Here is an 11,092-nt window from a genome sequence, read left to right on the forward strand (position 1 = left end):
TGAAACCTTCATGAAACATTATCCCCAAAACGAGGAAATCTGACTTTCAGCACGGTGCCGTTTATCGCAATTAGGCCCAACCCTATACTCCACCCGTTTCTTTCATGGCGATCGCCGATCGTTTAACGGGGAAAACAAAATGGAACGAGGAGTGAATTGATGAAGATGCGATATCTGGCCGCAGCGTCGGCAATGCTGGTGGCCGGGGTGGCCCACGCGCAGAGCAGCGTAACGCTCTTTGGCTTGATCGATACGGGTCTGGTTTATCAGAACAACGCGCGCGAGACAGCTTCGAGCGCCACGTCGCCGGGTTCAAGCGCCTGGTCGATGCAAAGCGGCAACGTCTTCACGTCGCGTTGGGGTCTGCGCGGCACGGAAGATCTGGGTGGTGGCCTGAGCGCGGTCTTCTGGCTCGAAAACGGCTTTAACGTCGACAGCGGCGCGCTGAAGAACGGCGGCGACCTGTTCGGCCGGCAGGCTTGGGTTGGTCTGCGTTCGAGCCAGTACGGTACGGTTTCGCTCGGTCGTCAGTACGATTTCATGGTCGACTACATCGCTCCGATGAGCGCGACGGGTTCGGGTTTCGGCGGTAACCTTGCATCCCACGTGTACGACAATGACAACCTGAACAACGACTTGCGTCTGAACAACTCGGTCAAGTTCAGCAGTGCATCCTTTGGCGGCTTCAAGGCCGGCGCAATGTACGCGTTCTCCGGCGAGGCAGGTGGATTCGCCAACAACAGCGCATACAGCTTGGGTACAAGCTATACGTATGGTCCGTTCAATGCCGCGGCTGCGTACCTGCAAATCAACCGTACTTCCGAGCCCGCGCTGGCGAATGCATCAGGGGCAGTGAGCACCGGCGACGGCGACCAGCTGACGACCGGTGGCAGCCAGCAAATCTACGGCGCCGGTGTTCAGTACAAGTTCGACAAGTCGTCCGTCGGTCTCGTGTGGACCCACTCGATCACCTACGACGTAACGGGCATCTGGCAAGGCGGCAGCACCTCGACCGGTGCGATCGGCGGCAGCTATATCAAGTTCGACAACTTCGAAATCAACGGTCGTTATTTCGTGCGTCCGGACTTTAGCCTCGGCGCATCGTACACGTACACGACGGGCGGTTTCGGCGGCGCAACGAAGGGTTTCAAGTCGGCTACGCCGCACTGGAACCAGGTGATGGCGCAAGCCGACTACCTGCTTTCGCCGCGCACCGATATCTACCTGGAAGGCACGTACCAGCGCGTTGGCGGTGGCAACGGCAATGGCGCGTTTGATGCGAGCGTCTACAGCCTGGATCCCGCTTCGGGCGACCAGCAAGTGGTCGTCGCGGTCGGCATCAAGCACCGCTTCTGATCGTCGCGGACACAGGTGGCCCTGCAGCGCGCGAGCAGTCGCGCTGCAGGGCCACTGCTTTTGTATCGCCCATCTTCACTCCGCCTTATTAAGCCGGATTTGGTATATCTGAATCCGGCTTAAGCAAATTTACCCGCCATGTCCATCGCGGCACACTGCATGTGCTGACGGTGCGAGCCGCCTGCAATTTTCTGAACTCCCGGCGCGCCGCATTGCAGATTCGCACAGCAGACGCGCATCAACTCTCAAGGAATGGACATGAAAAGGCTTGCAACTCTCACTGTATTGTTCGGATTACTTATTGCTTCGTTCGGCGCTTCAGCGGCGAGCCCTCAATACCCGCCCGAGCCACTGCCACCTTATGCGGCCGAAGAACTGCAGAAGGTGGTTGACGGCCTGAGCAGTCCCAGCGGGAGCCTCCCGGAGGCTCCCGTGAAAAGCGCGGTCAAGCCGGAGGGGGCTGCTGATGAATCTCACGCTGCCGTCTCCGTCCAGAAGCACCCAAACCGTGCGCAGACAAACACACGTCGCCATTCACCCCGCAAGCTGGTCTGAACCGCTGGTCGGTGCTGTGGGCGGGTTCGGCCCGCGCTGATTGAACTCAACGCGGGCGCTTCGCGCATTCACTCAGGCAGCACCGTCAGACTTGCGGCGGGTCGCACCCGTGCTATATAACCGTGGAATGCATCGGCCGCGCGGCTGAGATGCGGCCTGACCGATAACAGCTTGCGCTGGCATCCGGAGAGTAACGATGGTTCGTCTGGTGATGATCCTCTTGGGCGTCGACTATCTACGCACCCGTTGGCGTCCATTGACAACGCTTGGCTGGATCAGCCTCGTGCTTGGCATCGTGGTCTTCATCGATGCGCTCGACAACGCGCTGTATTTTCCGATCACCCCTTTTGCCTGCCTGCTTCTGCTGGAGGGGTTGGCCACGCTGGCGGTGGCGTGGACCGGCATGGGCGGCCAACGGACGTTGCGCTACGTGAAGGGTCTCGCTTTTTGCGTCGCGGCGGGATTGATTCTCGCGGGCCATCATCACGGTAATTTCGTCCTGTCGATGATCTTCGGCACGTTGTTTCTTGCCGACGGTCTCCTACAGATCGTCTCTGCCCGGGTGGTGCGCTATCGTACCTGGCGCCTTGCGGTGGCAGCGGGTGTGCTGGAGATCGCGTTGGCCGTGTTCTTCTATCAGCCGTTTCCTACCCACTACGTGGGTACCGTGCCGTATTGCCTCGGGCTCGGTCTGATGTTTGGCGGGTGGAACATGATCCTGCTGGGCTCGCGTGTGCGGCGGCTTTCGTCGAACCCCGCGGTCGACACGGACGATGCAGCCCAGGCAGCCAGCGCGACCGCGCAGCAGCAACAGGCGGCACCCGCGATCGTTGAATGGGATGGCCCGCCCGCCGCCGATGAGCCTGCCTTGACGGTGCACGTGTGGACGCCAGTTGGCTCGTCCAAGGGTGAAGCGCGCCGTCAGCCGATTATCGACCGCTATATCGCAGCTGTGGACCGTAATGGCGTGATCTCCACCGGGCACGCCGCGCTCGAATCGCCCGAAGGAATTTACATCAGCCTTTATCCGGGCGTGGAAATCGATCGCTCGCCTGACGAGTTCACGCGCCTTTTGCGCGCCACGCAGGAGAACGATGTGCCGGGTCTGTTTCAACCCGATTATTCGACCGAGTCCAAAGCATGGTGCCCGTCGACGGTCCAGGTGCGCATCCGCAATTACGATCCTGAGCGGCTGCGGCGCTTTTGGGAGACCTACCGGCAGGATGCGACGTACAACCTCACGCACCGCAACTGCTCGAGCACGGTATCGCGAGCGTTAGAGGCAGCGATTGAGGGCGCGTCGGCTCGGGTATGGGGCCGCCATAAAGGCTGGAAGCCGTTTTTTCGCGTTGTCATGACGCCTGAGTTGTGGGTGGCCGCGCAGGTGCGCAAACGCGCTACAACGATGGCGTGGACGCCGGGGCTTACGCTCGATTACGCCCGTGCGTTGAGCATGCTGGCTGATCCGCGCCCGTCGGGATGGGTGAAGATGGCGCGCCTCGCGCTGGGGACGATGTATCGCTCGCGTCAGCAATGGGCTGAGGAAGCGCGCACGGCGCCGCATGTGCGGGAAGCCGATAGTGCGGAGACGGTGCGGCGTGGGGTGTGAGTGCGGGACTGCTACGCGCGGCCGAGCAATTCCCTTCCACCGGCGTCGCTCATCAGATAACTTGATTGCCACATGAAGGCGCAAGATCACGCGTCTTCATGTGGATGGGCCCGGATTCACGAGAGCAGATTTACGACTCTGGACGCCACACCTCGGGAGGGTTCGGTACGTAGGTGAGGGTGGTCCAGTCGGGACAAATCAGGTCACCCAAATCCCATCGGACAAACTCCAGTTCGTAAAGCCGGTCGTTGCTATCATTGAACAGGAGAACGTCTACTTTTGATCCGTCCTGGTCGAGCATCGAGCCCTCAACCGGAAAAAGGTCTTGCCCTCCTCTAGTAGGATGGTCATATCCGTCCAGTTCGAACCGAATGATTGAGCCGTCAGCCAGTGTGGGTCGAGCGCGTGCGACCTCCATGTCAGACAGCAAGCGATCGCCCACGCCGGGGTCGATGCGATTCGCAATTGCTGTGATAAACGAGCGCTCGTGGTCACTCAAGTTTCGCAACATGGTCATGGCTTTGCCTTTATCGGGAAGATGGTTCCAACGTTCATTTCGCCATTTGAGCGCAGATACCCGCGGTATTGTATGAGTACACCGTCAATCTCAAATCTGCCCCAGACGCTCGAGCCCGCTTCCATGTGCGGCATGATGTCTTGCATTATTTCAGCGACCCGCGCTTCAGCTACTTCCGGTGCTATTCCCTCCTGTTTCAATCGCGCCGCATAGTGCGCCCTCTGGAAGTTTATTGCGGGGCCGGTCTCCGAGTTCGTTGCTTTGCAAAGGTTCGCAGCGGCCTTCGTAATACTGGTAATTATGCCGAAGCCGGGAATCAGCCAGACTGAATCCCCGTTGTCGGACGCGATTGCCCAGCCAAGCCCCAGCGGCGAATTCCTGTACAACCAGCATTCCACGCACACCGGACTGATTCCGCGCTCTATCTGGTAATCAGCGCGAAGTTGTCTAAGGCCCGATTGGCTGATGGGCGGCCCCACCGGATCAACGGCATTCTCATAGTTGTCCAGCCACTGATCGATTTCATCGCTGGAGATCGCCGCGGGTGCTCCACTGTTGTTCGCGACTGTGGCAGTTCGGGACGCGATCGTCCCATCGGGAGCGTAGGTGTAGCCGACAGTTAGCGCTCGGGCCACCCCGGACGTTAGCGGCGTAGCGTCTTCCGTATACTTGAAGCGCAATACCCGACCCCGAACGTCGTATGCAATTTTTGCCTCGCGATAATCTCCGGTTTGACGCGTTACGCGGTGTGATTCATCGCGATCCCAGTTTCCAAAAAGCCAGTGGGAAGCAATGTCCTGAGATGTTTGCAGGTTACCGGTTTCGTCGTAAAAGTAGGTCCAGTCCTCTGTTTTTTCGTTATTCACAAAAACGCGGGCACCGGTCATTCTGTTGTTGACGTCATAGCTGGCGCCGACCGTTTGCTGTTGGCCCGTTGACTGCACGTCGAATCCGCTAGCGCCAGTTGTATCGCCTGTTTTCAGTACGCTGTAGCCAGTCAGGTTCCCTCGGTCGTCGTAGACGAAAGCCTGCATCTTGCCTGGCGAAGCGATCGTGCTTGGCAACAGGCTAGTCGTGTCCAAATACCTGACGGATATTATTGACGTTCCGTTGCCAGTGCGTTTAGTGATGCGTACTGGCCGGCCCGCATTGTCGTAGTCGTAATCAATTCCTTTGCCGGATGGGCTCACTTGCGAAAGCAGGTTGCCGGCGGCGTTCCATGTCGATCCACCGGAGCCGGACGGCGTGGTCAGCGTAGTCGGGCGTAACATGCCCGCAATCGAGGAGAACGCCAGCGTTTGCGCGCCTTTGCTGTCTGAAATGACCGTCGAATTGCTTCCATACGAGAACTGGACATTCTGAGTCGTATCCGGATGACTTACGCTCGTCGCCCGTCCTTTGGAGTCGTATGCCCACGTGGAAATGCGTGCGCCAGTTTCATCTATTACGCCAGTTAACGCGCCTTTAAACCTTAGATCGTCGTACACGTATTGACGCACGCTTCCATCGGGCCACGTCACAGCGGTCAGATTGTCACTTGAGTCGTACTGGTACTGAGTAAAGCCGCTTGATGGATCGGTGAGTCGGACAAGCCTTCCACGGGCATCGTAGGAAAGACGAAGCGCTATGTCCCAACGCGAGTTTGTTCCCAATGCGTGTTGCACTACCGCGGAGATACGTCCCGAGGTGTCATAGGTAAGCGTCCTGACGAAGCCCGTTTTCGTGGTTTCGGATAGCAATTGACCTTGTGTTGAATACGCTTCAGCTGTGCCTGAAGCGAAGTCGGTCAGAGTCCAGCCAGTGCCGTTTTGCGTAAGCCTCAGCGACGCAAGTCCTGATGCGCGAAATTACCCAGCCGACCATTGAAAGGTTACAGGCTGACCGTCCTGTCGATAAGCAACTACCTGGGCTGTCGCGCCGGTCGCGCCGGCGACATTTAACTGTCGCTGCCAGTTATGAACCCACATGGGGCCAATCGCGGTCGTCGATTTAAGGAATGGTGCTGAAACGTAGGCGCGATCGAACACCATGTGATTCTCATCGCCGCTCGCGTAGTCGCGTTCATTCAGCGTAACAGCGCCACTCGCGGGATATACGGGATCGGCAACCGGGCAAGAATCTTCCGGCTGCGGGGCGCTCCCGCACCACTCTCTTACGAGGTCGAGCTGAGCTGTGCAGTAGTAGCTCGCCATGCCAACGGGCGTATTGGCGACAGCCCTCGTAACGCATTGGGGGTCGCCCGGAATTGCGCCGGATTTCGGGTAGAGGCTGTTGCACATGTCGTCAGCGTTTGCCGCAAACGAGGCGAGTAGCAACGCGAAAATTGCGAAGAAATGGGCCAACATTCCCGTCGGCCCCTTCCCTGGTTTGAAGCGATTCATGTTTCTCCTTTGCTAGATCCGGTAATATTTTCGTAATGATGTGATCTGGTGCCTTTTCCGGTTTGTCGAAACGTCTGCTTCAGGTTCGGAAACTTCTGCAAATGGCGTGTTGGGGGCGAGAGCAAAAGAAGTTATCGGGGAGAGGAAGGCGGAAACATGCGGGAGGGGCAACAGAAATCTCCTTCGTTTGCTGGGGCGTAGAGAGTTCGCACGAAGTGAGGAAGGGGAGGATCCCATCGGTTACGGCGGGTGCGTGGGGCCGCAGGTTGAACAGGGCTCAGGTCTCAGGCTGGCTCCTGCTTTTGGGGCTCGCTCTCAAGGAGTTTCCAGTAGGCTAGCCTTCTTGCAGCACCGTCCAGGATTTCGGCGCGAGCGCCATTTGAGATCGCCGGATAAAAACGTCTTCGGCTCAACGCGTTAGCGTGTTTGTCCGATGCTTATCAACAGGCTACTCAACAAAATCTGTTGATAACTCCCCACCTTGCGAACCTGCCGCGCGCCGCGCCCAAATGAATCCGTTCAAACAATCTGGCGGGTGTATGCTCAACCGGAGGACGTTTTCTGCGCAGTCAGTCCGTTAGCCCTGAACCTCAGACGCAACGACCCAACGCCGGCCGCGCCCACGGCGTGATGTGCGCGTCGCTCCCACCCAACTCGTCAACAGAAGTTGCCTAATAGTCCTAACTGAAGGGAAGGGCGGTTCAATGAAACTGCGCGTCGGCTATGACCTGATGTACGAGTGTGAGCAACCCACTCCCATGATGCTGATGTTGAACACACACTATTCGCGTGCGAACGATGTGTTGAGCCCGGACGTGCTGAAGCTTAATCCGCCGGTACCGATTACGCAGTACCGCGATGGCTTCGGCAATCTGTGCAGCCGGCTCGTCGCACCAGCCGGGCGCCTCTCGCTCTCGACCATGGCCGTGCTCGAAATTTCCGCCCAGCCTGAAACGATCGAGCCCAACGGTTATCAACATCCAGTGGAAGCGTTACCCGACGATACGCTAGTGTTCCTGCTCGGCAGCCGTTATTGCGAAACGGATCTGCTTTCCGACTTCGCCTGGCAAACGTTCGGCAAAACACCGTTGGGCCGGCCACGGATTCAGGCCATCTGCGATTTCGTGCACCACCATATCGTGTTTGGTTACGACCACGCGCGGCCGACCAAGACCGCCTGGCAGGCCTGGAACGAACGCACCGGCGTGTGTCGCGACTTCGCGCATCTCGCGGTGACCTTATGCCGTGCGATGAACATTCCGGCGCGCTACTGTACCGGCTATATCAGCGACGTCGGTCTGCCGCCCCCGCATAGTCCGATGGATTTTGCCGCGTGGTTCGAAGCTTACCTGGGCGGCACCTGGCAGACCTTTGATCCGCGCAATAACGCGCCGCGCACGGGCAGGGTGTTGATGGCGCGCGGCCGCGATGCCGCTGACGTAGCGTTGAGCAATACGTTTGGCACAGCCAAGCTGATCGGTTTTACCGTGTATTGCGAACCGCTAATTGAAGCGACGGCGGCGCGCCTGGCGTAACAAGCGCATGCGCCGCCGGAGGTGGCGTTGCTTCGGCAATGGCTGGCCGCGTGTGGACCATTGTCAAGCCGAACGCGGCTATGGCATCCTTACGTCATGTGCACGATGACATCCTCGCTGATCCACGCCTGGTGGCGCTCTTAACAGAGCGGCATCGTCACGTCTTTACTACGACCATGACCGCCGCAGTCCGGCTGACATGGCGCGGTATCCCCGGTTGGCTCGTCCTGCGGCGCTTCTTCACGATCAGGAGAGCCCGTTTATGCAAGACACCACCGCATCATTACGCCCGGTCGTATTGACCGGCGACCGTCCTACGGGTGCGCTACATCTCGGCCACTATGTCGGCTCGCTGAAAACCCGTCTGGCGTTGCAGGAAACGCATCAGCAGTACGTGCTGGTCGCGGACACCCAGGCTTTGACCGACAACGCACACGATCCCGACAAGGTACGGCGAAACGTGCTGGAGGTCGCGCTCGACTATCTGGCGGTCGGCATCGATCCCGCCAGGACCACGATTGCGGTGCAATCGGCGTTGCCGGCGCTCGCCGAACTGACCCTGCTGTATATGAACTTCGTGACCGTCGCGCGGCTCGAGCGCAATCCGACCATCAAGGAAGAGATTCAGGCGCGCGGTTTTGGCCGCGATATTCCCGCCGGCTTTCTCTGTTACCCGGTTGCGCAGGCCGCGGATATCACGGCGTTCAAGGCCAACGTTGTGCCGGTCGGCGAGGACCAGGCACCGCTGATCGAGCAGACCAACGAGATCGTCCGCCGTATCAACCGGCAAACCGCCGCGCCCGTGCTGATCGAAGCACAGGCGCTGATTCCGACGATGGGGCGGCTGCCCGGTGTCGATGGCAAGGCGAAGATGAGCAAGTCGCAGGGCAACTCGATTCCGCTGTCATCCTCGGCCGATGCGATCCGCGACGCCGTCAAACGCATGTACACGGATCCCAACCACCTGCGCGCGTCCGACCCCGGCACCGTGGAAGGCAATATGGTCTTCACCTACCTCGATGCATTTGACGAAGATCAGGCCGCCGTCGAACGTCTGAAGGCCGAATACCGCGCGGGCGGGTTGGGCGACATGGTGGTCAAGCGCCGGCTTGAAGAACAGTTGCAGGCGCTGATCGCACCCATGCGCGAGCGGCGCGAACAGCTCGCCCGCGATCCGGGCTATGTGTTCGATGTGCTGCGCGCCGGCACCGAGCGGGCGAAGGCCGTCACCCAGGCCACTTTGGACGAAGTGCGGGCGGGCTTGGGAACCTTCTCGTTCGATGCGGCGACGCGCTAGCCGACCCTACATCTTCATGCTGCGCACTGCCTGCTCCAGCTCATCCTGGCTGACGTCGCGCTGATGCGTCGCGACTGACCACTTGTGCCCGAACGGATCTTCGAGCTGCGCGAAGCGGTCGCCCCAGAACATGTCGGCGGCGGCCATGGTGACGCGTGCGCCAGCGGCGACGGCTTGCTCGACGGTGGCGTCGACGTTCGGCACGTATAGATGCAGCGTCACCGGCGAGCCTTTCAGCGCCCGCGGGCTGAGCATTGGACAGCCGGCCATTTCGTCGACCAGCATGAGGGTGGAATCGCCGAGCTTCAGCCTGGCGTGCATCAGTTTGCCCTCGGGACCGGGCAGACGCGATTGCTCGACTGCGCCGAAGGCCTTCGTGTAAAAGTCGATCGCCTGGGCAGCGCCGGCGCAAACCAGGTGCGGTGTCAACGTGTGCATCCCTTCCGGAACGGCTTTGACAGTAGATGAGGGCATGGTGATCGCTCCTTGTTTTAAGCGGTTCGTGAGTCGAAAAGGCGCTGCCATGCATCGCAGCGCTTCACTCTCACGACGAGCGGGCGACGGCTGAATCGACACGGGCGAAGAAAGTTTTGGAGCGGCGGCGGTCCCGACATTGCATGATCGGCGGCTCGATCGCCTCCGCCAGCGGCACGCGCAGGCGCCGCAGCCCGATCGCGTCGAGCGGTGAACGTGTCTTTTTCGCGCAACCCTTGCTGCGCCGGGGCAGATAATTTTCCGCAATATAGTGCGGTTTTTGCCCGTGCGAGGCCCGTAAAGTAGCTTTCTACGCGGCACGTATCGATATTACTTGTGCCATACGTTAAGATAGCGGCGCGCGAGGATAGCGTCACGCAGGTTGCTGATTGATCTGAGTGCCCGCCGCGCGATTGGCCCGTCAAAAAGGGCGAAAGTCCTTGTAGGAAGGTCTAAACGAAGTGCGAGGTGGTTATCCAACCGACCTTCGAAATTGATTAGGATTTGTGCCGTGCTATGCTACGCAAAATCCGCATCAAACGTCGGAGGAATTGACGCATGTTGTAGGAAATGTATGTTATGCGTAAGAAAGTTGCAGTAACTCGTATGGATGACTGGTAGGTCGCGCAGGAACCAATCCGTTCTATACTCCCGAACTGGTTTTATCCTGGAGTCGAGTTGCTGACTGCAGTATCGAACGCGATTGGCTGGTCTGAAGGTATCCGTCACAAGAAACAGAGCGTGAAAGTTGCGATGCGGTGCCCTCGTTCGCAAGCACACCATATGACGGAAGCGCTGGCGGTAGCAACCGGTGTTGCACCGGTCGCAGATACCTCTGGCATCAGACTGCAGTAGACCCAAGAGACATCCCCATCCGCGCCGTGAGCCAGACATTGAACGGCGGCGGTTTCCATGTTGCATTGAATTCTTGTCGCTTATCCTGCATGAAGGTTCAAACTCTATCGGCTCGCACCGCCCGTGCGCTGACATTTATCGGCCTGAGCGTGACGGCAGTCTCGGCCTTTGCTACCGACTCGTTTGTGGTTCGCGACATCCGGCTCGAAGGCCTGCAGCGGATCGAACCGAACACGGTCTTCTCCTATCTGCCCATCAAGCAGGGCGACACCTTCACCGATGACAAGGCTTCTGAAGCGATCCGCGCGCTGTATGCGACGGGCTTCTTCAACGACGTCAAGATCTCGACCGAAGGCGATGTCGTCATCGTGCAGGTGCAGGAGCGCCCGGCAATCGGCTCGATCGACTTCTCCGGCCTCCACGAATTCGACAAGGACAACCTGACCAAGGCGATGAACTCGGTCGGGCTCTCGCTGGGCCGCTATTACGACAAGTCGCTGGTCGACCGCGCGC

8 protein-coding genes and 1 pseudogene are annotated in these 11,092 nt (G+C 59.2%); 5 read left to right on the top strand and 4 right to left on the bottom strand.

The genetic code is table 11. The annotated features are described in order from the left end of the window. The first annotated feature begins 159 nt into the window (after nucleotides 1-159). Both WCA85_RS23365 and WCA85_RS23370 read left to right on the top strand, forming a co-directional pair. On the top strand, nucleotides 160-1,356 hold the full coding sequence (locus WCA85_RS23365) for a porin (RefSeq protein WP_424067222.1): 1,197 nt from the start codon (nucleotides 160-162) through the stop codon (nucleotides 1,354-1,356). 751 nt (nucleotides 1,357-2,107) lie between these two features. After that, complete coding sequence (locus WCA85_RS23370) at nucleotides 2,108-3,520, top strand: HdeD family acid-resistance protein (RefSeq protein ID WP_424067223.1); 1,413 nt, start codon at nucleotides 2,108-2,110, stop codon at nucleotides 3,518-3,520. Between the two features lie 130 nt (nucleotides 3,521-3,650). Here the strand turns inward: WCA85_RS23370 and WCA85_RS23375 are convergent, their stop codons facing one another. The 3 genes from WCA85_RS23375 to WCA85_RS23385 form a co-directional block, all read right to left on the bottom strand. After that, entirely contained in the window at nucleotides 3,651-4,037 is a 387-nt protein-coding gene (locus WCA85_RS23375; protein WP_424067224.1) for a DUF6984 family protein, read from the bottom strand. Then, nucleotides 4,034-5,776, bottom strand: a complete 1,743-nt coding sequence (locus WCA85_RS23380; protein WP_424067225.1) for a hypothetical protein — start codon at nucleotides 5,774-5,776, stop codon at nucleotides 4,034-4,036. Before WCA85_RS23380 ends, WCA85_RS23375 begins: the two co-directional genes overlap by 4 nt. A 108-nt stretch (nucleotides 5,777-5,884) precedes the next feature. Beyond that, nucleotides 5,885-6,418: a DUF6531 domain-containing protein gene (locus WCA85_RS23385; RefSeq protein ID WP_424067226.1), complete on the bottom strand. Its 534-nt coding sequence runs from the start codon at nucleotides 6,416-6,418 to the stop codon at nucleotides 5,885-5,887. Between the two features lie 704 nt (nucleotides 6,419-7,122). On the opposite strand from WCA85_RS23385, the gene WCA85_RS23390 reads away from it, so the two are divergent. Both WCA85_RS23390 and trpS read left to right on the top strand, forming a co-directional pair. Next, complete coding sequence (locus WCA85_RS23390; RefSeq protein WP_424067227.1) at nucleotides 7,123-7,953, top strand: transglutaminase-like domain-containing protein; 831 nt, start codon at nucleotides 7,123-7,125, stop codon at nucleotides 7,951-7,953. A gap of 262 nt (nucleotides 7,954-8,215) precedes the next feature. Beyond that, the gene (gene trpS, locus WCA85_RS23395) at nucleotides 8,216-9,250 is read left to right on the top strand and encodes a tryptophan--tRNA ligase (RefSeq protein WP_424067228.1); all 1,035 of its coding nucleotides are present in this window, start codon (nucleotides 8,216-8,218) and stop codon (nucleotides 9,248-9,250) included. Nucleotides 9,251-9,256: 6 nt separating this feature from the next. Here trpS and WCA85_RS23400 read toward each other — a convergent pair whose 3' ends face one another. Further along, nucleotides 9,257-9,724, bottom strand: coding sequence for a VOC family protein (locus WCA85_RS23400; RefSeq protein ID WP_424067229.1), 468 nt, complete (start codon nucleotides 9,722-9,724; stop codon nucleotides 9,257-9,259). Nucleotides 9,725-10,749: 1,025 nt separating this feature from the next. Here WCA85_RS23400 and WCA85_RS23405 point away from each other — a divergent pair. Further along, nucleotides 10,750-11,092 (top strand): annotated as a pseudogene (locus WCA85_RS23405) (POTRA domain-containing protein); the annotation flags it as partial.

Origin of the sequence: Paraburkholderia sp., assembly GCF_049581445.1 — a bacterium.
GTDB lineage: Bacteria > Pseudomonadota > Gammaproteobacteria > Burkholderiales > Burkholderiaceae > Paraburkholderia.

Bases quoted from the DNA above. Each gene is read 5' to 3' on its own strand.
- WCA85_RS23365 (WP_424067222.1), top strand. From the start codon at position 160: ATGAAGATGCGATATCTGGCCGCAGCGTCGGCAATGCTGGTGGCCGGG.
- WCA85_RS23370 (WP_424067223.1), top strand. From the start codon at position 2,108: ATGGTTCGTCTGGTGATGATCCTCTTGGGCGTCGACTATCTACGCACC.
- WCA85_RS23375 (WP_424067224.1), bottom strand. From the start codon at position 4,037: ATGACCATGTTGCGAAACTTGAGTGACCACGAGCGCTCGTTTATCACA.
- WCA85_RS23385 (WP_424067226.1), bottom strand. From the start codon at position 6,418: ATGAATCGCTTCAAACCAGGGAAGGGGCCGACGGGAATGTTGGCCCAT.
- WCA85_RS23390 (WP_424067227.1), top strand. From the start codon at position 7,123: ATGAAACTGCGCGTCGGCTATGACCTGATGTACGAGTGTGAGCAACCC.
- trpS (WP_424067228.1), top strand. From the start codon at position 8,216: ATGCAAGACACCACCGCATCATTACGCCCGGTCGTATTGACCGGCGAC.
- WCA85_RS23400 (WP_424067229.1), bottom strand. From the start codon at position 9,724: ATGCCCTCATCTACTGTCAAAGCCGTTCCGGAAGGGATGCACACGTTG.